The 26,616-nt window shown below is 43.2% G+C and carries 22 protein-coding genes, 1 tRNA gene and 1 other annotated feature; of the genes, 1 reads left to right on the top strand and 22 read right to left on the bottom strand.

Going from position 1 to position 26,616, the window contains the following annotated elements:
- Nucleotides 1-461: 461 nt before the first annotated feature.
- A complete protein-coding gene (gene yunB / locus ACKX14_RS05450) occupies nucleotides 462-1,130 on the bottom strand; it encodes a sporulation protein YunB (protein ID WP_422445439.1) in 669 nt (222 codons plus the stop codon).
- 226 nt (nucleotides 1,131-1,356) lie between these two features.
- On the opposite strand from yunB, the gene ACKX14_RS05445 reads away from it, so the two are divergent.
- Nucleotides 1,357-3,681 carry a transglycosylase domain-containing protein gene (locus tag ACKX14_RS05445; RefSeq protein WP_422445437.1) on the top strand — a complete coding sequence of 775 codons (2,325 nt, stop codon included), beginning with the start codon at nucleotides 1,357-1,359 and terminating at the stop codon, nucleotides 3,679-3,681.
- A 99-nt stretch (nucleotides 3,682-3,780) separates the two neighbouring features.
- On the opposite strand, the gene ACKX14_RS05440 is transcribed toward ACKX14_RS05445, so the two are convergent.
- From ACKX14_RS05440 to ACKX14_RS05340, 21 genes are all read right to left on the bottom strand, one after another.
- A complete protein-coding gene (locus ACKX14_RS05440; protein WP_422445435.1) occupies nucleotides 3,781-4,245 on the bottom strand; it encodes a 2-thiouracil desulfurase family protein in 465 nt (154 codons plus the stop codon).
- 1 nt (nucleotide 4,246) lies between these two features.
- A complete protein-coding gene (locus ACKX14_RS05435) occupies nucleotides 4,247-6,613 on the bottom strand; it encodes an endonuclease MutS2 (protein ID WP_422445433.1) in 2,367 nt (788 codons plus the stop codon).
- Nucleotides 6,614-6,693: 80 nt separating this feature from the next.
- A complete protein-coding gene (locus tag ACKX14_RS05430) occupies nucleotides 6,694-9,132 on the bottom strand; it encodes a U32 family peptidase (protein WP_422445431.1) in 2,439 nt (812 codons plus the stop codon).
- Nucleotides 9,129-10,847 carry a DNA polymerase/3'-5' exonuclease PolX gene (gene polX / locus ACKX14_RS05425; protein WP_422445429.1) on the bottom strand — a complete coding sequence of 573 codons (1,719 nt, stop codon included), beginning with the start codon at nucleotides 10,845-10,847 and terminating at the stop codon, nucleotides 9,129-9,131. Before polX ends, ACKX14_RS05430 begins: the two co-directional genes overlap by 4 nt.
- 8 nt (nucleotides 10,848-10,855) lie before the next feature.
- Nucleotides 10,856-11,125: a cell division protein ZapA gene (locus ACKX14_RS05420; protein WP_422445427.1), complete on the bottom strand. Its 270-nt coding sequence runs from the start codon at nucleotides 11,123-11,125 to the stop codon at nucleotides 10,856-10,858.
- A gap of 60 nt (nucleotides 11,126-11,185) precedes the next feature.
- The gene (pheT, locus tag ACKX14_RS05415) at nucleotides 11,186-13,582 is read right to left on the bottom strand and encodes a phenylalanine--tRNA ligase subunit beta (RefSeq protein WP_422445425.1); all 2,397 of its coding nucleotides are present in this window, start codon (nucleotides 13,580-13,582) and stop codon (nucleotides 11,186-11,188) included.
- 15 nt (nucleotides 13,583-13,597) lie between these two features.
- A complete protein-coding gene (pheS, locus tag ACKX14_RS05410; RefSeq protein ID WP_422445423.1) occupies nucleotides 13,598-14,614 on the bottom strand; it encodes a phenylalanine--tRNA ligase subunit alpha in 1,017 nt (338 codons plus the stop codon).
- 40 nt (nucleotides 14,615-14,654) lie between these two features.
- Nucleotides 14,655-14,877, bottom strand: a binding site (T-box leader).
- Nucleotides 14,876-14,965, bottom strand: coding sequence for a YqzL family protein (locus ACKX14_RS05405; RefSeq protein ID WP_422445421.1), 90 nt, complete (start codon nucleotides 14,963-14,965; stop codon nucleotides 14,876-14,878). Its footprint overlaps the feature before it by 2 nt.
- Nucleotides 14,966-15,015: 50 nt before the next feature.
- Complete coding sequence (rlmB, locus tag ACKX14_RS05400; RefSeq protein WP_422445419.1) at nucleotides 15,016-15,837, bottom strand: 23S rRNA (guanosine(2251)-2'-O)-methyltransferase RlmB; 822 nt, start codon at nucleotides 15,835-15,837, stop codon at nucleotides 15,016-15,018.
- The gene (locus ACKX14_RS05395; RefSeq protein ID WP_422445417.1) at nucleotides 15,834-16,484 is read right to left on the bottom strand and encodes a potassium channel family protein; all 651 of its coding nucleotides are present in this window, start codon (nucleotides 16,482-16,484) and stop codon (nucleotides 15,834-15,836) included. Before ACKX14_RS05395 ends, rlmB begins: the two co-directional genes overlap by 4 nt.
- An 11-nt stretch (nucleotides 16,485-16,495) precedes the next feature.
- Nucleotides 16,496-17,146 carry a potassium channel family protein gene (locus tag ACKX14_RS05390; RefSeq protein WP_422445415.1) on the bottom strand — a complete coding sequence of 217 codons (651 nt, stop codon included), beginning with the start codon at nucleotides 17,144-17,146 and terminating at the stop codon, nucleotides 16,496-16,498.
- An 18-nt stretch (nucleotides 17,147-17,164) separates the two neighbouring features.
- Nucleotides 17,165-18,568, bottom strand: a complete 1,404-nt coding sequence (locus ACKX14_RS05385; protein WP_422445413.1) for a TrkH family potassium uptake protein — start codon at nucleotides 18,566-18,568, stop codon at nucleotides 17,165-17,167.
- Nucleotides 18,558-18,914, bottom strand: coding sequence for a 50S ribosomal protein L20 (gene rplT, locus ACKX14_RS05380; RefSeq protein WP_422445411.1), 357 nt, complete (start codon nucleotides 18,912-18,914; stop codon nucleotides 18,558-18,560). Before rplT ends, ACKX14_RS05385 begins: the two co-directional genes overlap by 11 nt.
- Nucleotides 18,915-18,944: 30 nt before the next feature.
- Nucleotides 18,945-19,142, bottom strand: a complete 198-nt coding sequence (gene rpmI / locus ACKX14_RS05375) for a 50S ribosomal protein L35 (RefSeq protein WP_422445409.1) — start codon at nucleotides 19,140-19,142, stop codon at nucleotides 18,945-18,947.
- An 18-nt stretch (nucleotides 19,143-19,160) separates the two neighbouring features.
- Complete coding sequence (infC, locus tag ACKX14_RS05370) at nucleotides 19,161-19,685, bottom strand: translation initiation factor IF-3 (protein WP_422445445.1); 525 nt, start codon at nucleotides 19,683-19,685, stop codon at nucleotides 19,161-19,163.
- A 195-nt stretch (nucleotides 19,686-19,880) separates the two neighbouring features.
- Complete coding sequence (thrS, locus tag ACKX14_RS05365; RefSeq protein WP_422445407.1) at nucleotides 19,881-21,794, bottom strand: threonine--tRNA ligase; 1,914 nt, start codon at nucleotides 21,792-21,794, stop codon at nucleotides 19,881-19,883.
- Between the two features lie 345 nt (nucleotides 21,795-22,139).
- Nucleotides 22,140-22,754, bottom strand: a complete 615-nt coding sequence (locus ACKX14_RS05360) for a DUF445 domain-containing protein (RefSeq protein ID WP_422445405.1) — start codon at nucleotides 22,752-22,754, stop codon at nucleotides 22,140-22,142.
- A 112-nt stretch (nucleotides 22,755-22,866) separates the two neighbouring features.
- Nucleotides 22,867-23,772, bottom strand: a complete 906-nt coding sequence (ytxC, locus tag ACKX14_RS05355; protein ID WP_422445403.1) for a putative sporulation protein YtxC — start codon at nucleotides 23,770-23,772, stop codon at nucleotides 22,867-22,869.
- A gap of 124 nt (nucleotides 23,773-23,896) precedes the next feature.
- Nucleotides 23,897-23,971: transfer RNA gene (locus tag ACKX14_RS05350), tRNA-Val, on the bottom strand.
- A 197-nt stretch (nucleotides 23,972-24,168) separates the two neighbouring features.
- Nucleotides 24,169-25,146, bottom strand: coding sequence for a hypothetical protein (locus tag ACKX14_RS05345; protein ID WP_422445401.1), 978 nt, complete (start codon nucleotides 25,144-25,146; stop codon nucleotides 24,169-24,171).
- 313 nt (nucleotides 25,147-25,459) lie between these two features.
- Nucleotides 25,460-25,612, bottom strand: a complete 153-nt coding sequence (locus ACKX14_RS05340; protein WP_422445397.1) for a hypothetical protein — start codon at nucleotides 25,610-25,612, stop codon at nucleotides 25,460-25,462.
- Nucleotides 25,613-26,616 lie beyond the last annotated feature (1,004 nt).

The following is a 26,616-nucleotide window of genomic DNA, read 5'->3' as shown; positions in this document are numbered from 1 at the left end:
TGAGCCAGGATCAAACTCTCATGTTCTCGCTTATTTCGCGCTCTTTCGAGCTTTACATCCGGCTTTCCTTCGCCTTCCAACCTTTCGGTCCTTACTCACTCATGTTGAAACTCTCAGGCGTGACACTGTTCAGTTTTCAAAGACCATGTTAAAAAATTACATTGCATTATCTCTGCCAACATTTTTTTAGTGTTGACTGGATAATTATAATACCACTTTTTCTTATTGTTGTCAAGCACTTTTAAGGCCTGACGATTTTTTATTATACCATCGTTTACGAATGGTGTCAATATGTCCTTTCGTTTTCCCTTTTATATGAACCAATCGGCGAAGTATAATATATCATATGCCGTAATTTACATCAATTATGCCCATTTGAGAATAAAGCATATTTAATCGATTATGCTCTGTTGTCCTTTGTGTTGCTCTTTTTTTCGTGTCGATTCAATCTTTTTTCTTTTTTATTTAAAATCCAGTATCGCTTGAGGCACATTCCCTATGATAATAGTCTCTGCAATAGGAACGTCCGTTTTTATTTTCATATTTGAACTTGTCAGCAAAGGTTGGACTACCTTTATCTCCGCGGTAATTTCTAAAAGAATTCGATGTCTCGTCTGATTTATTCCCGCTTCTTCAAAAGCTTCTTTTGTGTCAACCTGGACAGTACCCACCGGATAGAGAGATATTTTTATCATTGGACCGACGTTAGCGAGGATCTTGCTGCCGGTTATCATGCCCAGCGGTATTTGAATTCCTTCCATGGTTATTTCTTTTAAGGTGTGAATTACTTCCAATGTTGTTTCGGTTTCCAACCTGTTTATTTCTATCGTATTTACCTGGATGAGGGTAACCTGCCCGCTTGTATTTTTGTGTATTGTAATGAGGTCTTTATACTGGATATTTTTTGTGATCTTTTCTTTCACCGCTTTATTTATGGCTTCGGTGGCTAGAATCCTTGCCTTTGCCTCCGTTATGGCAAATACGCTGGGGGATATTTGGTGCTCTATAAACCTGAAAAGGCCAAAAGCCATAACCATGACGGTTATTAGAAGTGCATAAATATTGAGCAATTTATACTTATTGGCAAATCTGTAAAAATACCTGGTTCTGGAACAATATATCCGCGGCACAAATAAACCCCCTCCTAATTATTCTATTCAAGAGGGCGGGTAATTTGTGAAGGTAATTAAAAATTTATTCTTTATATCATTGAGAAATTCCCTTTTTTATTTCTTATGTTTTTTTATTACCGCAGTAATCTATTCGAGTTTCAAATAATTAAAATTTCCCTTACGATTTGTAATGTGGTATAATAGTCAAGAACTCTGCTAATGAGGAGAACCAAGGAGGTCTATTATGGCAAAACGCAGGCGAAAGACGCTGACATTACAAAACATAGTGCTCTTATTTTTCTTCGTACTGTTTGTTTCCTTTGGCGCGGGACTGGGTATCTTTTTTTCATATCTAAAGGATGCTCCAGCTTTCGACCCAAACAAATTAAAACCCAGCGAGACTTCCTTCGTCTACGACAAGGATGGCCGGGTGATCGCTGAACTCCACGGGGAACAGAACCGCATACCCGTGAGCATCGATCAGGTGCCTGAACATTTGAAAAATGCTTTTATAGCCGTCGAAGATCAATATTTTTACAAACATAAAGGCATTAACTTTCGGTCCATATTGGGCGCTCTCTGGACAGATATTGTGCGCGGCGGCTATCACAGAGGAGCCAGCACTATAACCCAGCAGCTGGTAAAAAATGCTTTTCTTACGCCGGATAAGACCCTTAAGCGGAAAGCTCAGGAAGCATGGCTTGCCATACAATTGGAAAGGCACTATACAAAAGATCAAATATTGGAATTTTACTTAAATCAGATTTACTTTGGCCACTCAGCCTATGGTGTGGAGTCAGCCGCCCAAACTTACTTTGGCAAAAGCGTGGACAAACTGGACCTGGCCGAAGCGGCTATGCTGGCGGGCATCCCCAAGAGCCCTCATACCTATTCACCTTATTTGAATTTCGATAAGGCCAAGGAACGCCAGGCCGTTGTGCTGAACACCATGGTTGAAATGGGATTTATCACCCGCGACCAGGCAGAAAAAGCAAAAAATGAGAAGCTCAACTTAGTAGGCTTAAAAAAAGGTAAAGCCGACTACAAAGCCCCTTTCTTTACCGATTATGTGGTCCAGGAACTGGCAAGCCAGTTGCAGAAAGAGTTTGGGCTTTCAGAAGACGAGGCATATGATAAGATCTATAACGAAGGCCTAAAAATTTATACCACCGTTGACATGAAAATACAGGAAGCCGCCGAAAAAGCCCTGGCCGATCCTAAAAATTACCCTTACACAAAATATGACAAAAACGGAAATCCGCAGCCGCAGGCTGCAGCTGTAGTTATTGACCCGCATACGGGATATATAAAGGCTATGGTTGGGGGCCGTGAGCATCAGCAAAAGCTTGGATTCAACAGGGCGTTTCAGGCATACCGGCAGCCCGGCTCAGCCTTTAAGCCCATAGCGGTTTATACCGGTGCCATAGATATGGGCTTTACAGCCGCTACTGTAATTGATGACTCTCCTGTCTACTATCCAGCGGGTTCTGGAAAACAGTGGTCACCAAAAAATTACACCAATGATTATAAGGGACTGACAACGATAAGAAAAGCCATCGCCGATTCCGTCAACGTAGTGGCGGTCAAAGTGTTGAGCAGTATAGGTATAGACAGAGGCATTGAATACGCGCAAAAATTAGGCATAAAAAGTCTGGTGCTTACAGGTCCGAAAAACGACCGCCAGTTAACCATCGCGCTGGGGGGGTTGACCAAAGGTGTAACACCGTTAGAGCTTGCTGCGGCTTATGGCACTCTTGCCAACCAGGGCACCCATGTTGAACCGGTGGCGATATTGAAAGTTTTAGACAAAAACGGCAGGACGTTGATAGAAAATAAGCCCGAACAGTGGCCCGCTGTCAGCAAGCAAGTGGCTTTTATCATGACTGATATGCTGAGAAGCGTTGTAACGGAAGGAACCGGTAAGCGACTAGCCAGCCTGCCTTTTCCTGTAGCCGGAAAGACAGGTACCACATCGGACAGCAAGGATGTCTGGTTTGTGGGCTATACCCCTCAACTGGTAGCGGTCGTCTGGATGGGGCACGATGATCCAACACCCATGTCTCATGTGGCAGGTGGCTACCAGCCGGCTCTCATATGGAAGCAGATTATGACTGTAGCTCAAAAAGATCTGCCCAGGATGAATTTTGAACGGCCAGACGGCATTGTAGGCCCCATTAACGTTTGTTTGGATTCTGGAAACCTTCCCACCGAACTTTGTTATAAAGATCCAAGAGGACCCAGGGTCCGCGGCGAATATTTTATAAAGGGAACCGAGCCTACAACTTTCTGCAACGTCCATGTAGAAAAGTTAATTGATGTTTCTACAGGGCTGCTGGCAACACCTTATTGCCCGCCCGAATTGGTACAGAAGCGGGTATTTATACAGAGGCCAAAACCTTACACTGTTTCTCCAAAAGGGCAAATTCCGTTGGACGCAAAATATGAAGCCCCCGTAGAATACTGCAACATTCACGGCCCTGAAAGTTCTTTCGAGGTCCCACCTCGAGAACCGGAGCCTTCGGCCGAAAATAAAGCTATCCAGGAAAATCCCCCGGGATGGTCTGAATGACAGTTTGGGGGCAAGATGACCGGAGGTCTACTACCGCCGCCGGGCACCCGCCCCCAAAATTTTTCTTTTGCCACCGCCTGGAATATCATTATTCATTTTTTATTTTTTATTGACATATTTGAGAAAAATCTCTGAATCAATTACTCTTATTCCGTGGGCCTTTAAATAAGCGGCGGTAACGCCCATACCGTCCTTTAAAACCCCCCGGAAAGTACCGTCGTAAATTTTCCTGCAGCCGCATGACGGACTGTTAGATTTTAAAATAGCCTCTCTAGCGCCGACCAACTCTACAAGTTTCAGGGTTTCTTTCGCCCCAATTATAAAATTTTCGGTTACATTTTTGCCATCAACCGTTACTACCCCGGCTCCCCCTTGGATGACATCTTTTCCATCCCCGCCTTTGATTTCCGAAGGAGGTCTTGGAGTCGGCAGTCCACCAGCCTGTTCCGGACAAAAAGGCACCGCTTTATTTTCCTTTACCAGCCTCCCGAAAACCTCATGGTAATTATTTTTTCCGTTATACTTGCAATTGAACCCGGCAAGGCACGCGCTTATAATATACATTTTAGTTAAATTCCACCACCGTAACACCCAGGCCCCCTTCATCGATATTCCCCGGCCTATAGGTTTTTATATTTGGCCTTCCCCTGAGCATTTCCTGAATGCCCTTCCTCAGAACTCCGGTGCCCTTGCCGTGAATCAAAGTAACAGCGGGAATACCGGCCATGTAAGCGTCGTCTAAATACTTATCCACTTTTATCAGTGCTTCGTCCAGGGTAAGCCCCCGCAAGTCTAATGATGTCGGTATATCCTTTCTTTTTCCCATGGCCATAGAAGCATATTTATATTTTTCTTCTTCAAACTCTTCACTTTCCGCTTTTAAAAGGCTGTCTGTAGGAACGTTAATTTTCATTACTCCCACCTGAACCTGGGCCGATTTTGATATTTCATTTATAGCTATGATGTAGCCTTCCTGGCCCAATCCCGCAATTTTTACTTTTTCTCCCGGTTTTAAAGGTTTTTTATGCCCCTGTGAAACGGTTTTGACAATGGCATCTTTTTCGTCCCGAAACTCTTCACCGGTTTTTTTAAGCCAGGATCTGGCATTTTCTATCGCCCGGTCCCTAACTTGTCTTTCACTTTCCGAATCCAATTCCTTTAAGCGGGAAATAATTTGCTCAGCCTCACTTTCGACTTTCTTCAGTATAGACCTGGCCTTTTCTTTGGCCCCTTCAAGAATTTTCTCCTGCTGGAAACGGGTCTTTTGCCTTTCCTCCTCCAGCTGCTGCAATTTTTTCAGGTATTTTATCTTTAAAGACCGGAGTTCTTCTTTTTCTTCCTCCGCTTTATTTTTTTCCTGTTCGATATGCTTTAATAAATCCTCCATCTTTAAATTTTCGTCCGCAATAAGGCTCCTGGCCAGGTCGATGACCTCCCTTTTTAAACCGAGCCTTTCCGCTATTTCAAAGGCGTTGCTCTTCCCGGGGATACCTATGGTCAGTTTGTATGTGGGGCTAAGGGTTTTTACATCGAATTCCACGCTTGCGTTCTCAATACCTTCTTTTGAAAATGCAAAAGTCTTAAGTTCACTGTAATGAGTTGTTGCAAGGACCCTGGTCTTTTTTTCATAAAAATACTCAAGAATAGCCATGGCAAGGGCCGCACCCTCAGTGGGGTCCGTGCCCGCGCCCAGCTCATCCAGAAGGACTAAACAATTTTCGGAGGCCCTTTCCACAATTTCTTTAATATTTTTCATATGAGCGGAAAAGGTGCTCAGGCTCTGTTCTATGCTCTGTTCGTCACCTATGTCGGCAAACACTTCTTCAAAAACGGAAAGCTCCGTGCCTTCCTCGGCAGGAACGTGCAGCCCCGATTGGCCCATAAGCACCAAAAGTCCCACGGTCTTTAACGAAACCGTCTTGCCGCCCGTATTCGGCCCGGTTATGACGAGAATGGTAAATTTATCGCCCAGGAAGACATCTATGGGGACCACTTCGCCTTTCAACAACGGATGCCTTCCTTTAATTATATTTATAAAACCCCTGTTGTTGAAAAGCGGTTCCACACCTTTTATATCCAGACTGTAGTTTGCCTTTGCCATAATGAAGTCCAGCTTTACCAGGCCATTCAGGGTGTCAAGAATATAGTCGTAATTTGCCTGAATCTTTGAACTAAACTCCCATAGTATTCTTTCTATCTCTCGTTTTTCTTCGATTTCAAGCTTACCGAGTTCGTTATTTAACTCCAGTACAGGAAGAGGTTCTATAAAGAGCGTGGCGCCGCTGCCGGACTGGTCGTGTATAACTCCGGCGATACTTCCCCTGAATTCCTGCTTTATGGGTATAACGAAGCGATCTTTTCTCACAGTTACTATGGGTTCTTGCAGCATTTTTTGGTACTGGGGCGAATTTATAATTGCTTCCAATTTCTCTCTAATCTTTTCACTTAATGTTCTTTTCTGCCTCCTAATTAAACTCAGCTTGGGGCTCGCATCATCGGCGATCTCATCTTCATTCAAAATTGCTCTATATATCTTTTCTTCAATGGATTGAAAAGAGCGCAGGCCTTCAATTATCTCATCTATTATCCGGCAATTATCCAGCCTTTTTTCGGTCCACATTGTCTTTATTAACCTGGACGTTTTCATGGTGGAAGCAATATCCAGCAATTCTTTCGGGGTCAGCAGTGACCCTATCTTTGCCAGGCGCAAAGAATTCCTTATGTCTTTTAAGCCTTCAAGAGGAAGGTTTACGCCGGCTTTAATTAGGGCCACGCCCTCACTGGTCTCCTGCTGGAGTTTTTTTATTAATACCTCATCGCTCAAAGGCTCAAGATTTAAAATAATCTCTTCTGCCATCGGAGATACGGCATATTCACTCAAATTCTTTTTAATTTTGTCAAACTCTAAAACGGCTTCTACCTTTTTGTTCATTTAATCACCTTTTCAAAGGAATTTATACACATCCGGCTAACCTAAAAATAAAGTTGAATAAATTTTGTAATAATCTGTATCTACATAACTCCTCTAAAAAAGTGGCCGTGAGTAAAATCTGGAGTTATCTCCGACTCGTCTATTTTTTCTTGTTTGCGCAAAGCTCTTACATAGTAACTGACTAAGTATTTCACCCTGTGGGCATCCGTATTCGGAAGATAAAGCTCGCATACATCTACCCCGAAATCCTGTAATTCCTTTAAATAATTTATCATACAAAGTTCATAACAATTATATATATGGGTCCTTCCATCCTCGTCAACCTTTACGGGAAAAACTTTTCCCAACCTGTCCTTGATCCCTTTAACCTTTGCCTTTGAAGCATCTTTTTTTAGATTGGCGGTTATCAGATCATGCTCGCTGACCATAAGGGGAATTCTACCGTGTACTATGCACTCTTTCTCAATATCGGTGCCTATATCTTTTATCTGTTTTAAATTAAGTTCGGTAGAGACTATGGCCCTTTTCACCCCAATGTCGCGTAACACCGTGAAACTTAAGGAGTTAAAGGTATTTAAAGAAAAATCCGCCACCACCTCAAGCCCTTCGCTTTTGGCTTCGTATAAAATACCCAGGTTTCCTCCTACAATACCGGTTATGCCCGAATTTTTCAGCTCTCTAAGAAAAGTTTTGATTTGTGCCATTTTACGTGATTTAATAATCCTCGGCAGCACCAGATAAAACTCCCTGCCGGCTGCCTGAGTCATTTCAAAAACGCCCCTGTAAAATTTATACGTAAGAGAAACGTCATCTCCTCCGAAGTAAACCATATCCGCACCTAAAGAAACTGCCAGCCGGGCGGCTTCGGGGCTGTCGACCCGAACACTCAATCTTAACCCGGCAAGTCTATTGTCTTTTCCATTATCTTTTCCTGGGGTAAACTGAAGTAAAAATCTTTTCCAGTCGGTGGTGATCCGGGGTTTAAAACGCCGCCTAATCCTGATCTTTTCCAGACTCCTCATCGCCCTTCTCCTGGTCTCATTAATAACGCTAAAAGGAACTATAACTCCGTCGTCCATATCAACCCTGAAATTTCTCAACCTAAAAACCGTATTTCCAAGCCTGTTTATCTGGTCTTTCAGCAGTTGTTCGTTTAAAGGTTCCCGCTCCGCCTTTTCAGCGATACAATCGGCTTTTTCGACGGCTACATTACCGTCTTCGTCGGTAACCCTGATCTCCAGTGGCCGACCGATTTTAACAGTAACCTCTATATCCACGGGTATTTTCTTCGTTAGGTTGTGATCTTGGTACGTCCTTCTTAGCTCTTTTAAAAGCATGGCATCTGAAGTCTTATAAACCGGCGTTCCCTTCGGCAATGGTTTTTTTGTCCTAAGTTCTATGGAAGAACCCGCCCCGGCTTCCTTTACATCCTTACCATTCAGGTAAAATCTGGTTACCGTGTAGCCAAAACTTTCTTCCCCTCTGAAATCAATGCCATCGCCTACCCGGAGCTTCTCCGCAAGTTTAATTTTGACAAGTCCCGTTTTTTTGTTGAAATCGGCGACTTTTCCCAGGTAAAGCCCCTTATTCCTGGGACACTCTATGCTCATCAGTTCGGGTCCTGGATTATAAAAATAATATCCCGTGGTAAAATCTCTGTTGAAAATCTGTAAAAGCCTTTTTTTATCTTCGGTGCCTATTTTATATTTTTCCGGGTATTCCAGATAATTGTCTATAGCTTTCCTGTACAAAGCCGTAACCTGTGCCACATACTCAGGCCTTTTTAATCTTCCCTCGATTTTAAAAGAATCAATGCCAGCCTCTATAAGGGAAGGCAAATGCTCAATCATGTTCAGATCCCTTGGACTTAAAAGGTGGAGTTTTTTGGTAAGCGGCATTTCTTTTTCGTCCACCAGTATATACGGCAGGCGGCAGGGCTGGGCGCACTGGCCCCGGTTACCGCTTCTTGCGCCTATAAAGCTGCTCATTAGGCACTGCCCTGAATAACAAAAGCACAGGGCTCCATGTACAAAAGTTTCAATTTTTAAATTCGTTTTCTCCTTAATCTCCCTGATTTCATCAAGGGAAAGTTCCCGTGCCAAGACCACCCGATCAAAATTCAATTTTTCAAGCACCATGGCGCTTTCCAGGTTGTGAATGGTCATCTGGGTGCTGCCGTGCAGCTCCATTTCCTTAAAATTGCTCTTTATAAAAAATCCCAGGCCTAAGTCCTGGACGATAATACCGTCTACCCCTATGGAATAAAGAAACTCAATAAAATCGCCGGCCTCTTCCATCTCCCGGTCGGATATCAGGATATTTACGGTCACATATACGTTTACACCTTTAAGATGAGCATACTCACAGGCAGCCTCGAGCTCTTTTCGATCAAAATTGCTGGCCGCTCTCCGGGCGTTGAATTCTTTTCCCCCGAGATATACCGCATCGGCCCCGTTTTCCACGGCAGCCTTTAGAGCCTCAAAGCAGCCTGCAGGCGATAGAAGTTCCGGCACCTTCACTTGGCTTTCAACTCCTTTAAAAGTTCATCCAGCGGCAATGTGTTTATTACATCTTTTTTTTCAAGCCACCCCCGTCGAGCCACCCAAACGCCGTACTTCATATCCTTGAGCCCATCTTTTTCATGAGCGTCGGTATCAATGGAAATTTTCACTCCCATTTCTTTGGCCCTTTTGGCCATAAGGTCATTTAAATCCAGCCGGTCCGGCGATGAGTTTATTTCCAATATGGTTCCCGTCTCGGCGGCGGCTTTTAAAATGAGTTCCAAGTCAACATCGTAAGGGTCGCGCTTTCCCAGCATACGTCCGGTTGGGTGGGCTATAATATCCACATGAGGGTTTTCGCAGGCGGCAAGGATGCGCCTTGTGAGCTTTTCGCGGTCCTGTTTAAAACCGCTGTGAATGGATGCCACCACCACATCAAGCTCTTTTAATATCTCGTCGTCAAAATCCAGAATTTCATCGGATAAAATGTCCACTTCAATACCGGTTAGGATTCGAAAGCCTTCTATTGACTGATTTAACTTTTTAATAAGCTCCATCTGCTCTTTCAAACGTTTTTCGTCCAAGCCCCTGGCGACTTTCAACGATTTGGAATGGTCGGTTATGGCTATGTATTCATAGCCCATCGCCCTGGCGGCCAAAGCTATGGATTCAATAGAATTTACACCGTCGCTCCAGTCACTGTGGACATGCAGATCGCCTTTGATATCTTTCAAGTCTATAACTTCAGGAAGGCGTCCCGTCATGGCGGCTTCTATTTCCCCCCGGTCCTCCCGGAGTTCAGGGATAATATATGGCATGCCAAATTGTTTGTATAACTCCTCTTCACTTTCTGGGAAAATAGCCCTATCGAATGCCGGCTCAAAAATCCCGTACTCGTTTAACTTAAATCCCATCTCCTGAGAAATGCTACGCAATTTTGTGTTATGTTCCTTGCTACCGGTAAAGTATTGCAAAGCAGGATAAAAAGATTTGGGTTCCACTATTCTCAAATCTACCTGGATACCCATATCCAGGCGCACACTGACTTTAGCGGACCCCTTTGCCGTCACTTCGGCTATGGTGGGGATTTTCAAAAAACCCTCCACCACGTCCTCAGGATAAGTGGATGCTATGATGAGGTCGATATCCCCTATCATTTCTTTTCTCCGCCGCAGGCTCCCCGCCGCTTCTATTTTTTCTACCTCGGGCATCCCAGAAAGCTTTGAGATCAGGTCTTCTGCCAGAGATAAGGCGGTTGGAAGTAACATCTTCCCCGCCCCGCCTCTAACCATCTGGATTCCTTTTAAGATCGCCTGTTCGGTCTTTACCCCCATGCCGGGTAAATTTCTCAATTTATGGGATCTGGCAGCTTTTTCCAATTCGTCAATCGAAGAAATATTCAGGGCATCATAGATGGTTTTAACCTTGCGTGCACCAAGGCCGGGGATTTTAAGCATTTCTACAAGGCCTCTGGGGAAATTTTCTTTTAATTCTTCGTAATACCTGCATGTGCCGGTATTTACTATTTCTGTGATTTTCCCTGCGATGGCCTTTCCAATGCCCTCGATGCTTTCAAGGGGGGTTTCTCTCATTAAATCCTCCACTTCCACCGCCAAATTTTCAATCACATGGGCAGCTTTCCGGTACGCCCTCACCTTGAAGAAATTCTCGCCTTTAATCTCCAGCATATCTGCGATATCAGAAAGTATAAAAGACACCTGAAAATTTCTCATAAAATAATTCAACCTCTCGACTCGCCGTCCACCATGCTCAAAAATTCCTCATACTCCTTTTTCAATTTAAAAAGTTCATCGGTAATATTGAGGGCCGCCAGCACCGCAACCCTATTCCTGCTTAAATTCGGATGACTTTGGGAAAGGTTTTTCATCTTTTTATCGACGTAAGAAGCCACCTGCTTGATGTATTCTTCCGGAGCGGTCCCCTTTATATAATAATCTTCTCCATTGATCTCAACCTTAATTCTATTAATTTGTTCGGACCCCTTTTGCATCCCAACCACCCTCAAACGTTTTATCTAACATAATTCTTTATAACAGTCAAAAATCCTGCTCTATTCCCGCAAAGTTCCATTGAATTTTTCTACAAGATGGGCTTTTATCCTGGCGTGGACATCGTTCACTTCTGTATCCGTGAGTGTCCTTTCCGCCGCCCTGTAGGTAAGGGAAAACGCCATACTCTTAAAACCTCTGGGAATCTGCCCGCCTTTATATACGTCAAACAGCTCAACTTTTTCCAAAAGCTCTCCGCCCGCCTCTTTTATGGCTTCTATTATATCGCCGGCTAGCACCCGGTCCTCCACAACAATGGCCAGGTCTCTATCGGAGGCTGGGAATTTCGGCAGCGGCTTGAACCTTATGGTGGTGCATGCATTTTCAAGCAACAGGTCCAGGTCTATTTCGGCCACATACGTTCTCTTTTTAATGTCATAATTTTCCAGTACGTCAGGGTGAATTTCTCCCACAATTCCCAGTTCGCCGGTCTCAAGCATTATCTTGGCGCACCGGCCAGGGTGGAATGCAAAGTGTTTTTCCGGCATGAATAAATATTTCTGTATTCTAAGTTTGCAAAAGATGGTTTCGATTACCCTCTTTAAATCGTAATAATCCATGGATTTGCCGCAGATCCCCAGCGTCAGCCTCTTTTTTTCATAGGGCAGCTCTTTTAAAGGCAGTTCCTCGGGCAAGTATACCGTTCCCGCTTCAAAAAGCCTAATTTCTTCTACTTTCTGGTTCAGGTTATACTTTATAACATCGAGGATGTTGGGAATCATGGTGGTCCTCATTATGCTCTGGTCTTCCCCCAGCGGGTTTAGCAGGGCAATAGCCCGCCTCAACGGGCTGTCTTTGGGAGCGTTAATGCTGTCAAAAACTTTCGGGCTCACAAAGGAATAGGTGTAAATTTCTGAAAACCCGCATCCCATCAAAACCTGTTTGATATCTTCCATTATTTTTTGACGGGTATTCAGTCCCCCTTGAGTAGCATCGCCCCGGGGCAAAGTAGATGGCAGCCTGTCGTAGCCGTATATCCTTGCAATCTCTTCGATCAGATCGGCCTCTTTTGAAATATCAGTCCTGAAGGTGGGTATGTTGACAAAAATGCCTGCCGGTGTTTCTTCAACCCTGAGTTCCAGGCGATTTAAAATATCTACCATTTCATCAGTTGAAAGCCGGGTCCCCAGCACCTGGTTTACTTTTTCCGGGCGCAAGGGTATCCTTCTGGAATTTACCTTCCGGGGATAGACATCGATGGAACCCTTTAATACTTTCCCAACACCCAATTCTTCAATTAACTGACATGCCCGGTCTGCGGCAATATGGCAAAGGTTGGGATCAATTCCTTTTTCGAACCTCATTGAAGCCTCGGACCTAAGTCCCAATTTTCTGGAGGTTTTCCGGATACTTGGTCCGGAAAAGTTGGCGGATTCCAGGAGTATCCATTTGGTAGAATGACTGATTTCCGCGTCGGCGCCGCCCATAACACCCGCAATGGCCACAGGCTTACTTTTATCGGCAATAACCAGCATTTCTTCGGAGACGGCCCTTTCCACACCATCCAGTGTAATTATTTTTTCATGACTTTTGCCTCTCCGGACGATGAGCGAACGCCCATCCAATTTTTCATAATCGAAGGCATGCAGGGGCTGCCCCAGTTCCATCATTACATAATTGGTAATATCCACTATATTGTTAATAGGCCGGACCCCGCAGGCCTGGAGCCTTCTCTGCATCCAGAGAGGTGAGGGGCCTATTTTGACATCCTTAGCCATTCTTGCCACATAGCGGCTGCACAGATCCTCGGCCTCTATTGTGATACCTGCCATTTCATCAATCCGCTCTTCTGCTTCTTCTGTGATGGAAATTCGCGGCAAATGTAAATCCGATTTTAACGTAGCGGCCGCTTCCCTGGCCATGCCTATAATGCTCAGGCAATCGGGCCTGTTGGGTGTAATTTCAAAGTCTATGACCGTATCTTCCAGACTCAAGTAATCTTTTATATCCGCGCCAACGGGAGCATTTTCAGGCAGTATTAAAATCCCATCCCGCATGTCCTCCGGCAAGCCGTGGTCGTCTAAACCCAATTCCCGGGCGGAGCACAGCATGCCTTCGGACTCTACACCCCTGAATTTTGCGCTGTGTATTTTCTGTCCGCCGTGGATGGTAGACCCGGGCAAGGCTACGGGTACTTTATCGTTTTCTTTTATATTGGTGGCGCCGGTTACTATCTGAAGGACCTGAGTACCTGTACTAACCTGCGTTACCAGTAATTTGTCAGCATTGGGATGTTTTTCTACTTTTTTAATCTCGCCTATAACGACTTTATCGATATCTCTACCCAGGATTTCAACTCCCTCCACATTGGATCCCGACATGGTCAGCTTTGCGGTAAGTTCTTCAATCCCGATATTTACATCCACATATTCTTTTAACCAGCTTATTGGCACCAGCATTAGTTATTCCCCCTCCTAAAACTGCTTCAAAAACCGCAGGTCATTTTCGTAGAAAAGGCGCATATCGTTAATGCCGTATTTCAACATGGCTATCCTTTCGACACCCATGCCGAAGGCAAATCCTCCAACTTTTTCCGGGTCATACCCAACGTTTTCCAGTACATTAGGGTGGACCATGCCGCACCCCAGGATTTCCAGCCATCCGGTGTAAGAACATATCCGGCAGCCTTTGCCCTGGCATTCTATACAGGATATGTCCATTTCCGCACTGGGCTCTGTAAAGGGGAAGTAGTGAGGCCTGAATCTCGCCTTCCTTTCTTTTCCAAACATTTTGCGGGCAAAAGTAACCAGCGTTCCTTTGAGATCGGCCATGGTTATATTATTTCCGATAGCCAGGCCTTCGACCTGGTGAAACATGGGAGAATGGGTGGCATCTACCGCATCGGAACGGAACACCCGCCCGGGTGCGATGATCTTAAGCGGCGGCTTTCGCCTCTCCATCGTCCTCACCTGAACGGGGGATGTTTGTGTTCTTAACAATATCTCATTAGTGATATAAAACGTGTCCTGGACATCCCTTGCCGGGTGGTCTTTTGGCGTGTTCAACGCTTCAAAGTTGTAGTAATCCAGCTCTATCTCGGGGCCTTCCACCACTTCATAGCCCAGGCCTATGAATATGTCCCGGATTTCATCCATTATTAAGGTAAGCGGGTGCTTATGACCGAGTGTAATGTCGGATGGTATTGTTACGTCAATACGTTCCTCTTCCAGCATTTTTTCTTTTAATTTTTGCTTTATTTGAACGGTTTTTTCCGAGAATTTTTGCTCCAGGTCCTCTTTGATATCATTGGCCAGCTTGCCTATGACAGGCCTCTCATCCGGGGCCAGATTTGCCATACCCCTCAAGATCGAAGTTAATTCACCTTTTTTTCCAAGGATTTTTATCCTGAGTTCGTTAATTTCTTCAAGACTTTTGGCTTCCGCGAGAATTTTTAATGCTTTTTCCTTCAGCCTCGTAAGCTCTTCTCTCAATTGATAAACCTCCCTTCATACTAAAAAAGCTTTCGCTCCCCTCAGGGACGAAAGCTTCGACTTCCGTGGTACCACCCTTCTTCAGTTTAAATAATTAAACCCTCTTGCTTCTTTTAACGGAGAAAACCGTGGGGGCCTACTCAAACGTTCAGCCCCCCGACTCCGGAGTGAACTTTGGCGGCTTTGCCTTAAGAGAGCTTTCAGTCCGCGGCTCTCTCTCCCTGCAAGGCTCCCCCGCTTACTCTCTCCTTCATTGCCATTTTATTGCAACAGCAATTTTTTATAGATAAGATAAGCTGTTATAGATCCGGTGACTTCAAAAATATTCCAAAAAAAGTCGGCGGTCAGCATTGGAACACGCCCTTTCCGTAGGTTTATAATAATTATAACACAGCAGTGGTTTATTTACAAGCAAAAGGGTGTGCCCTTAGCCGCTGCTTTACCGCTTCAAACAAAACGATTCCATTGGCAACCGACACATTCAGAGATTCCGCTTTGCCCGGCATCGGAATTTTAATTACTTCGTCCGAGATTTCAAGGATCTCCCGGGATACCCCCTCATCCTCTTTCCCCATGACCAAAATCATCGGTTTTGTGTAATCCACATCGTAATAGCATCTTTCCGCCTTCAAGTGTGTAGCCACTACCCTACCGCCCCGCCTTTTAAGGCACATCAAAGTCCCGGTTAAATCCTCCACTTCTACAAACGGCAGGTGAAAAATGGATCCCATCGTCGACCGTATTACCTTGGGATTGAATATGTCGACGCAGCCCTTATTGGTTACAATCGCACTGGCACCGGCGGCATCGGCCGTCCGAATGATGGTCCCCATATTGCCGGGATCTTTTATCCTATCGAGTGCCACCACAAGGAAGTCTCTTTCAGGAATATCTTCTATCTGATACGATTTTATCTTCACAACGGCCAGGATTCCCTGCGGAGACACGGTGTCCGACAGACTTTCGTAGATTTCCTTAGAGGTTTTATAAACTCTAATGCCGCTATTCAGTTTAGCCACCAATTTATTAAAAAAACCATTGTATCTGTGTAAAAAGCCGTCGGAAACAACTATAAAATCCAAGTCATAATCCGACTCAACAGCCTCACAGACTGATCTTGACCCTTCCACGAAAAAAAGTTTGTTGTTCCGCCTGGAATTTCTGGAATCTCTTAAAGACTTTATTAATTTTACTTGTCTTTTGGGAAGGTCATAAAAGTTCATGCTATTTCACCCAGCAGCTTTATACAGCTTCCCGGCCCTATTACCAGAAGACTGTCATCCTCATGTAAGATTTCATCAGGGGATAAAACGACTTTAACCTGGTTCTGCCGCTTAATGGCTACCAGATTCAGTTTGTACTTTCTTGTCAGATCCAGATCCTTCAAAGATTTCCCCACCATATTTTTGGGGGTATTTATCTCCACCAGGCACGCGTCTCGGGTAATTTCCACCATTTTCAGTATATTATAAGATACAAGACTTTTGGCCACTCGAATAGCCATATCTTTTTCGGGATAAATAACCGTTGTGGCCCCGGTCTTGGCCAGTACCTTCCCATGCAGGTCACTCACGGCTTTTGCTACGATTCTGTTTACACCCATATCTTTAAGGAGCAGTGTCGTAAGAATGCTCGCCTGTATATCGCATCCGAGGCTGACAATTACGGCGTCAAAATTTTTTAAACTCAGGGATTTCAATGCGTCTTCGTTGGTGGCGTCCGCTATAACGGCATGGGTAACAATGCCTGATATTTCTTTTATCCTGTTTTCATTCTTATCTATTGCCAGCACCTCGTGACCCAAAACAACCAAAGTTGAAGCAATACTTGTTCCAAATTTTCCCATGCCAATTACGGCAAATTGTTTCACAAATATCCCCCTCAGATATGCTTTTCTAATTTTTCTATGTCCTTGTTCTGACCCACCACCACCAGAATATCACCCTTTAATATTACATCATCGGCTTTTGGAGAAACCAGGACATCTTCGTTGCGCTTTATGGCCATGACATTTAGTCCGTGCTTCACCCTCATATCCAGTTCTTTTAAAGTTTTATCATACCATTCAGGTATAGCGGTTATCTCCACAATGGAAAAATCAGGTGAAAGTTCAATATAGTCCAGTATGTTGGAAGAGACGAGGTTATGAGCAACACGAATACCCATATCTCTTTCGGGAAATATAACTCTATCCGCTCCTATTTTATATAGCACCTTTCCATGCAACTCATTTTGTGCCTTTGCCACGACAAACTTGATACCCATTTCTTTTAGAATGAGCGTGACCAGGATACTTGCCTGGATATCTTGTCCGATACTCACTATGCCCACATCAAAATTCCTCACACCGAGAGCCTTTAAAGTGTTTTCATCGGTAGCATCGGCCTGAACAGCGTGAGTTATGGAATCAGACATTGACTGTACAATCTCCTCATCACTGTCAATGCCAAGCACATCATATCCGAGGTTGTATAAGGTTTTCGCTATGCTGGCTCCAAATCGCCCCAAGCCTATCACTACAAACTGTTTCAAAAAAAACCGCCTCCCGATTTAACCGACTAATATCCGCTCTTCCGGATACTTTAAGATGGCCTTTTTCTTACGGCTTGCCAGTGCCAATGCCAGGGTTAAAGGCCCTACCCTGCCCGCGAACATTGTTAAAATAATAAATATCTTACCAAGACTTGAAAGGTGGGGAGTTATACCGAGGGATAAACCCACCGTACCAAAAGCTGAGGTGGTTTCAAATAAAATCTCCAAGAAATCTGCCTTTTCCGTAATGGTTAATAGTAATGAAGTGGTAAACACCAGCAACAAAGCTATAATAGCAATGGCAACGGCTTTAAAGATGTTGTCCAGAGGAACTCTCTTCTGATATATTTCTACATCTTCTTTTGATGCTATTACTGTATAAATCATCATGATAATGGTGGCAAATGTGGATGTCTTGATACCTCCACCTGTAGACCCGGGCGAAGCCCCTATGAACATTAATAATATAGTAAAGTATTTGGCCGGCATTGTTAAGTCAGGCAGGTTCAAGGTATTAAACCCCGCAGTCCTGGGAGTTACGGCCTGGAACGCAGCGGCCAAAACCTTTCCAAAGGGCGAAAGCGCTCCCAAAGTCTTGGGATTGGAGTATTCTAAAATGTAGAAGACTAAGAATCCCGCCGAAAGTAAAATAGCTGTTGTCGTGAGAACAACTTTGGAATGTAGGCTTAACTTTTGGAAATTTCTTGTAGTAAAAATATCGTAGAGAACCGAAAAACCCAGACCTCCGAAAATAATGAGGCTCATTACCACAATATTTATTAAAGGATCTTCCACAAAAGGAGTAAGACTCCTGAATTTTCCTATCAGGTCAAAGCCTGCATTGTTGAAGGCTGAAACCGAGTGAAATATCCCATAATAGATACCTCTTGAAAGCCCATAAATTTTTGTAAAGCGAAGAGACAGTAAAAATGCCCCTATGCCTTCAAAAATGATGGTGGTAAGTATTATATACCGGGTAAGCTTAACCACGCCCGCCAGGGTCAACTGATTTAACGCCTCCTGCATCACCAGCCGTTCACGTAAGGTAATTTTCTTACCTATAATCAAAAAAATCAAGGTGGCCATGGTCATTATACCAAGACCGCCCATTTGAATCAAAGCCAGTATCACCAACTGGCCGAAAAGCGAATACTGTGTATAAGTGTCCACTACAACCAGCCCGGTTACACATACCGCTGATGTCGCAGTAAACAGGGCGTTGAGAAAGCCAACGCTTTTACCGTCACGGGACGCTGCTGGTAGGGTCAAAAGAATGGCACCTATTAAGATTAATGAAGCAAATCCAAAAGCCAAAATTTGAGTAGGTTTTAAGTTTAAGCGCAGACCGACTGATATAAGTTTTATTTTAACCGCCCCCAAAAAAGTCCAAAAAAGCGACCGTAGCCGCTTTTTATTGAACATTGGCTTTCGCAATATTAACTAATTGTGTAAAGCCGTTGGCGTCGTGTACCGCCATTTCCGCCAGCATTTTGCGGTTTATTTGAATGCCGGCCTTTTTCAAACCGTTTATAAACTTGCTATAAGATATGCCGTTAGACCTTGCGGCGGCATTTATCCTGGTAATCCACAGCTTTCTAAAGTCTCTTTTCCTGAGTTTTCTACCTACGTAAGCATACGAAAGGGCCTTAAGTACCGCCTGGTTGGCGGGTCTGAACAATTTGCTCTTTGCGCCTCTGTATCCTTTTGCAAGCTTAATGATTTTTTTATGCCTTTGACGGGCAGTAACCCCTTTTTTAACTCTGGCCATAGCAATCCTCCTTTTACTATTTATTACTATTTACATATAAGGTATAAGCTGCTTTATTCTTTTCTGGTCGGCTTTGCTTATAAGACCCGCTTTCCTTAAATGCCTCTTCCGCTTTGATGTTTTCTTTGTAAGAATATGGCTTTTATAAGCTTTGGCCCTTTTAATCTTCCCATTCTTTGTTACTTTAAATCTTTTAGCGGCACCTCTGTGGGTTTTTATTTTTGGCATTTATGTCACTCCTTGAGATTATTTTGTATTTTGTTTTGGAGAAATAATCATTACCATATTTCTGCCTTCAATTTGAGGCGATTTTTCTATAAAGCCCACTTCTTTTACATTTTCGGCCATTTTCTTTAAAACTTCCTCACCCAGTTGGGTATGCGTAATTTCCCGTCCCCTGAACTTTATGGTAACTTTAACTTTATCGCCGTCTTTTAAAAATCTCAGAGCGTTCCTTACCCTCACCTGAAAGTCATGCTCTTCAATGGTAGGATTCATGCGTATTTCCTTGATATTTATGATCTTTTGATTTTTACGGGCTTCTTTTTCCCGCTTGCTCTGCTCGTACTTATACTTGCCATAATCCATTATCTTACAGACAGGCGGCTTGGCGTCGGAAGCAACCTTGACCAAGTCCAGCTGCCTTTCCTGGGCTATACGAAGGGCCTCTTTCAATGACATTATACCCAGCTGCTGCCCATTAGAATCAATAACCCTTACCTCCCGGGCCTTTATCTCATGATTTACCTGTATATCCCGTTCTTTGCTAATACTATTCACCTCCAAAGAATTAATAAAAAAAGACAGGAAGAATTCACCTGTCTGTAAAACCAATCATATACACAACCTTATAGGCTTTCGCCATAAGGTGAGAAGTGAATCCTTCTACTTGGTAAAAACCTATTTTAAATTCCAATGGTTAATATATCACACTAATGCCGCCGCTGTCAATTATAATCTTGATTTTTACCGCTCTTTATTTTTCACTTTCCGCTTTATCTCATCGATAAAATCAGCCAGGCTTTTTGAACCTACATCTCCAGCTTCCCGAACCCTGACGGATACGGTGCCCTCTTTAGCCTCTTTATCCCCGACAATCAACATGTAGGGCAGTTTCTGCACCTGGGCTTCCCTTATCTTATATCCTATCTTTTCATTTCTTTCGTCTAGTTCTACCCTGATATCCGCTTCCTCGAGTTTCGCCTTAACTTCCCTGGCGTAGCCAAGATGTTTCTCGCTTATGGGCAACACTCTCACCTGCACCGGTGAAAGCCAGACGGGGAAAGCACCGGCATAATGCTCAATCAATATGCCTATAAAGCGCTCGATACTGCCGAATATAACCCGGTGGATCATGACGGGGCGGTGTTTTTCACCGTCGGGGCCGATATAAGTTAAATCAAAGCGCTCGGGCATCTGGAAATCCAATTGAATGGTGCCGCACTGCCAGGTGCGCCCTATACTGTCTTTTAAATGAAAATCTATTTTCGGCCCGTAAAAGGCGCCGTCTCCTTCATTTACCTTATAGGGCAGCTCTTTTTTCTCCAGTGCGCTTCTGAGGGCGTTTGTAGCTTTTTCCCAGAGTTCATCGGAACCCATAGAATTTTCCGGTCTTGTTGAAAGTTCAACATGATATTCGAAACCGAATATTTTATAAAAATAGTCCACCAGGTCTATTACCCCTAAAATCTCTTGTTCTATTTGCGATGGCATCATAAAGATATGTGCATCATCCTGCGTGAAGCATCTCACCCGCATGAGCCCGTGCAGCACGCCCGAAAGCTCATGCCGGTGAACCAGCCCCAATTCCCCCAACCGCAAGGGTAGTTCCCTGTAGCTGTGGACTTCGGTTTTATAAAGTAGCATACCTCCCGGACAATTCATTGGCTTTATGGCGTAATCCGCCTCATCGATTTTGGTGAAATACATATTCTCTTTGTAATGATCCCAGTGCCCGGATCTGCGCCACAGCTCTTCGTTTAAAATAATCGGAGTTTTAATCTCCCGGTAACCCCTTTTCTTATGCTCCTCTCGCCAAAAATCCGTCAGTATGTTCCAGAGCACCATACCCTTGGGATGGAAAAATGGAAAGCCGGGCCCTTCCTCGTGCAGGCTGAAAATGCCCAGTTCTCTGCCGAGTTTTCTGTGATCCCGTTTTTTAGCCTCTTCCAGCCTAGTGAGATATTCGTCAAGCATGGATTTTTTTGGAAAAGATATGCCATAAATCCTTTGAAGCATTTTGTTGTGCTCATCGCCCCGCCAGTACGCTCCGGCCAGGCTTGTCAACTTGAAGGCCATGATTTTTCCTGTAGAAGGAATGTGTGGTCCAGCGCAGAGGTCCACGAATTCGCCTTGCTGGTAAAAACTTATATTGGTGTTTTCGGGAAGGTCTTCAACCAGTTGGACTTTATAGGGTTCGTTCATTTGTTTTAACCTTTCTAAAGCCTCTTGTCTGGATATATCAATGCGAGAAAACTGGTAGTCTTCAGCCACTATTTTTTCCATTTCCTTTTCTATCTTTTCCAGGTCATCCGGAGAAAAACTTTCTTCTTTATCAAAATCGTAGTAAAAGCCCTCATCAATGGCTGGCCCTATGGCCAGCTTAACATCCGGGAAAAGCCTCTTTACCGCCTGTGCCATTACATGGGAAGTGCTGTGCCAAAACGCTCGCTTGCCCTCTTCATCTTCAAAGGTGAGAATTTCCACTTCACAATCTTTATCGACCCTGAAACTCAGGTCGACGATAGAACCGTCAACTTTTGCTACCAGTGCGTCTTTAGCCATTTTTTTTCCAAGGCTTTCGGCTATGTTATAAACGGTAGTACCTTTTGGGTAAAACCTTTCTTCCCGACCTTTTAAAGTAACCTTAACTTGATCCATCAGCTATCCCTTCCTCATAATTTCTAAATTTTACATGCAGATACCCAGTGATTTTAGAGTTTTAACTTACTGCCGATAAAATTAAGGCCTCTCATCCCTCAAGGGACGAGAGGCCGCTCCCGTGGTTCCACCCTAATTTTAACTCATTTAGCTTTAAGGCGGCAAACCTTTTCAGCTCGGAGGTGGTCTTCAGCTTACTATTCCCAGGACCTTCGCAGCTTCCAGCCCCTCTCTTTGAGAAATCATAAACTTACTCTTCTCCTCATTGCTTTCTATATAAGATTTTTTAATATTATAATTCTAACATCGGCTGAATGTCAAGCCTGCGGGTATTTTACATGTATTTTACATTAATAAGTTCATATAAAACGAAACGATTGCCTGTATAACACCCACAAAAAAGCCGATGACTCCACCCAGTATTTCTATTTGTTTTAACTCTTTTCTGGATAATTTTATTATCAGGTTTTCCAGCTGTTCCAGATTAAAAGAATTTATTTTTTCTTCCACAATTTCCTTAAGCCTTACCTCGTTTTTGGCCTTTTGAAGTAAAGAGTTTTTTAGTTCATCAAAAACATCTCCACCATGGCGGTCTATAATATCCCCCAGGTATTCTGCAATAGAACTTTTAAACCCGTGAGGAATAAATGAGGGCAACTTCTCGTAGACCTTTTTTATAACAACATCTCTTATATAGGCGAGAAACTGATCTTTATTTTTGTCGGAAATTAAACGGTTTACTATGTCATCCGGAGATAAAATCTCCTCTTCTAAAGCTTCGCCTATATTTCTGGAAATATCCAACCTCCTTTTCGGAATAAGGCCCTGGACTTGTATGCCCAAAAGTGGAATTTTTACCGGTTTTATAGGTCTGAAGAGAAGTTTTATTGCCAAAAGATTAGTCCACCAGCCTATAAGAGCTCCTACTAAAGGCATGGTTAAAAATTGAAAGTAGTTCATATTTCTTCCCTGTCTTCCCTGAAACTAATAACACATTTTTTAATATATCACATCTCCTTGAAAATAACCAGTTCCTTGAAAATAACCAGCAAAAAAGGAGCTAAAATAGCTCCTACTTGGTCTTCAAAGGTTTCAAATTGCGGCAAAGGTCACAATGGTTGCAGAATATAAGCCTGTTTTCAAAAATGTTGTGAAGTGCGTTTACGACTTCACTCTTCTCTTTTCCAAGAAAACCGTGGATCACAATTTTCCTCGGTGCCATATTTATCAGCGTGCTTACCAGGATGTCATCCAAATTTACATCGAGATTTTCTTGTGCGAACAAATCCATGCTCTTATCTTTTTCTATAAGGTTCATCCTGTCATCCAGCAGCCGAAATTCACCGTTCTGAATCACTACATTGACCAGATCCCTTTTGGGTTCTTGTAGGTCCACAAAGAGTTTCAGCAGTTTTATAAACTCCTTGTATTCCTTCTCCATCAGGTATTCATCTATCGCTTTATCTACTGCTTCTTCCAGCTGGTCGATATAGTCCTTTAGCCTGAATTTGATGAAACCGTCAAGGATTATAGTGTTATTACTGCTAATATACTCCAGTATTTTATGTAACACAAAGGTTTTTCGCTTTATTTGATAACACAAATGTTTTTTTCCATGAGCTTCGTTAAAATTTAAGATATCTTCCGTATATTCATAGATTTTCTCCTGCTCGGCCTTATCAAAATAAAAATAATTATCTTTTATTATTTTTTTAATTATCCTGGGCTCCCAGAAATTTATTATAATATCCGACAGGGCATTGGCCACACAGTGAAAAAACATTTTTCTGAGTCCGTTGTAATTGCCTTTCAATAAATTTTCATCGTCTATATGGCAAAAATAATAAAGGACATGCCCTCTGGTATTTTTTTTAAGCGTTATTTGAATGCCTTCCTCTTTTATAAGGTCAAATTCCAGCTTCAATCTATCTTCAAAACCTTCTACAGGTTCGATTACTCCTATAGACAAAAGCTGCACCGGAACCACTCCCTCTTCTTTTGTAAATATTATATGTTTATGGCTCATACCATATACAAAAAATCCGAGGGAGCAATTCCATATATTTACATAAAAATAATCTTAAAAGCAAGTAAAAATAAAATGGTGGGCGCTGTAAGGATTGAACTTACGACCCCTTCCGCGTCAAGGAAGTGCTCTCCCACTGAGCTAAGCGCCCACGTATCTGGTGCCGGGAACCGGAATCGTCCCGAAATCATAAGATTGTCTAACAAGTTCAAAAACTGAACTTGCAAATGATATTATAGCATCAATCCCCATTTTATGCAAGAGTTATCGGCAAATTTTTTTGTAGTTTTTCTGTGATAATGTCACCCTGAAATGTTTCTATGAAAATGTCACTTAGGTTAAGATAATTTATTTTTTCAATATATCATCCACGGTCTTACCCCAGTCAGGCAACACATTATTTTCTATCTTATCTACAGCTTTCACTGCTGTTTTTTCCAGGAAAGCTTGTGTTGCTATAAGACCCAAACTTACTATCGCACCCGCGATAATAAGAACCCCACTTCCCATAATTAAGCCTGTAACGATACTGGTTATACCTATTACAGCAGCAATAGTATGCATCGTCTTATCTTTCGCCGTCTTAGCTGTGGCAGCTTTATATGCACTGTAAGCAGCGACTGTAACATCAATGGAAGTACCTACAACAGTCGTTACAGGAAAACCTGCTGCTTCATCAATAACCGGAAATGCAAAAGTTTCAGCCATAGTCTTTGCTATTTCGCCACCAACGTCTTCACTTTCCTGAACAAACCATACCGGAAGCGAATCCCTTAACTTTTTAAATTTAATATAATTGTTATAAGCCTCTCTAGCTTGTTTCTTTAATTCTTTCTGAAATTCTCCAAATTCCATTGAAGATGTTACTGGACGATTACTAACATCAAGCAAGTCTTTTCCGATTATATCGAGGTAAGGGTTGCCAATAGCTTTTGTATATATTTCTCTTGACATATCTAAAACTATTTTTTCTTCTGGGTTTACTTTATTTATATTTATTTCTTTTAAATATCTATGTAAATTTTCATGACCTACAACCAAAAAATAAAAAAGAGAATCACTCCACGAAACGTATTGATAAGTAGTCATACTAAGGTAATTACCCTTCAGTTCTTTGTCCCATATTGATAAATCAAAATCGTTGTTTATGTCGTTTATAGTAGAATAAATGCTTTTGCATTCCAAATACAAATCATGAACTGTACTGCTCACTTTTCCCGAATTCCATAAAGTATAAAATTTCTCGTCATATGTATCGAGAATACCATCAGCTAAGACGTAAGGAGAAAAAATTATTAATAAAATCAAAAATATTATTGAAGTCATTTTAAACTTCATGAAGGTGCCAAAAAGCACATTTTTCTGTGAACTCGGACAAGAAAGTCTGGATACATAGTATGGGATGCTTAAAGACGGATGGCTTTTCGACTCCAAAGAACGATGTAATAAAAAGCCTAACAAGCCATATCAAAAGGCAGTTTATGTCAAAAGAATTTCGTGGGCCTTTAGCAATAAAAAATAAATTATAAATAAAATATAAATTATAAATTGTAAGTTTAAATGCCATCCGTATTATGGTAATTCCGTTTTCTTGATGCTCAGGCCTTCCCTTGTCGGATGTGCTCTGTATAAGTCCAGGTTATTCGTTTGCTGCATCTATCGTCTGGCCGCGCCTCAATAGCCGGGCTATGCATTGCTCTTTGTTCCAGATGCTCTGCCCTTCGCTGACTCCGCATAGTCTGCAGGCCTTCCCGTTAAGATCGTTGCCTTCCCCTCCCTCTACCCGCCCCATTTACTCTTTGGCCACTCTTTGATAGCAAGGACTTTGCATTGTTTTGTACGCAGTTACCACTAACCTCACCTATGGCTGGGGGGCCTCAGATCAGCGGTTTGCTGCACTCTTGCTTAAGCTAACAGTTACTGCTGCCTTCAGCGTTCGGACCTTTCACCCTATAGACAGCACCCAACCTCTTCCCTACCGGGGCGCCGCCTCACGGCTTGGCTGCCAAAGAAAATCCCGGCAGGGCAAAGGCAAGGGGGTGGGGAGGGATAATTGGAGGGGACCCGGCCCGCTAGGGACGGGGTGGCGGGGCCCCCACCCGAGGGGTGGGAGTTGGCCTTTATGCTCACGGCGGCGAAAGCGAAGCGGAGCCCTGCCCCTTGCCGGAGGCCCGCGCCGGGATGTTATAATGCTTGGGGCCGTGAGGCGAATTAATTCCCGGCCGGAGGCCGGGGTGGTTGTTGTTGCTCATTTATATCGATTTTACAATTAAAAAAGGCACTTCCACTGGAATGTATGCCCGAAAGCGGAGGCGCCCAATATCAGGCCTTGCATGGAGCCCGAAGGTGCTCGATGCAGGGCCGGGGTTTTGAATAATATCTTTTTATATACTAGATACCGGGTAGAAACTAACCAAAAAAGCTTCCGGAAAAAATCTTGGAAGCCTTATGTTCTCTGAAGCTGATGGTGGGATTTGAACCCACGACCTGCACATTACGAGTGCCTGTATAACTTATTCTTATTATAATTTATAGTTCTGTCACGAATATCAAGGGTTCTACCGTAGCGAATATGTGTTCTCTTCATCAATCTTTCCGCCCAAATTTTGATTTTGGGCGGAAAGTTTGTCTAGTTACCGAGCCTCTCCTTATTTTCTACTTCGTATAAAAATTATCGAAGCTCAGTTGAAATTATACCTTAAAATTTTTATAAATAAGATATAATCAGAGGTTAAAAGAATGTCGGCATTTTTTATGTATTACGCTAGAATAAGAAATTTAATTTATTTACTGCAT

Source organism: Thermorhabdus hydrogeniformans (genome assembly GCF_049310025.1).
In the GTDB taxonomy this organism is placed as follows: Bacteria; Bacillota; Thermosediminibacteria; order Thermosediminibacterales; family Tepidanaerobacteraceae; genus JBJYKD01.
This window is presented reverse-complemented; position numbering and strand designations above follow the sequence as displayed.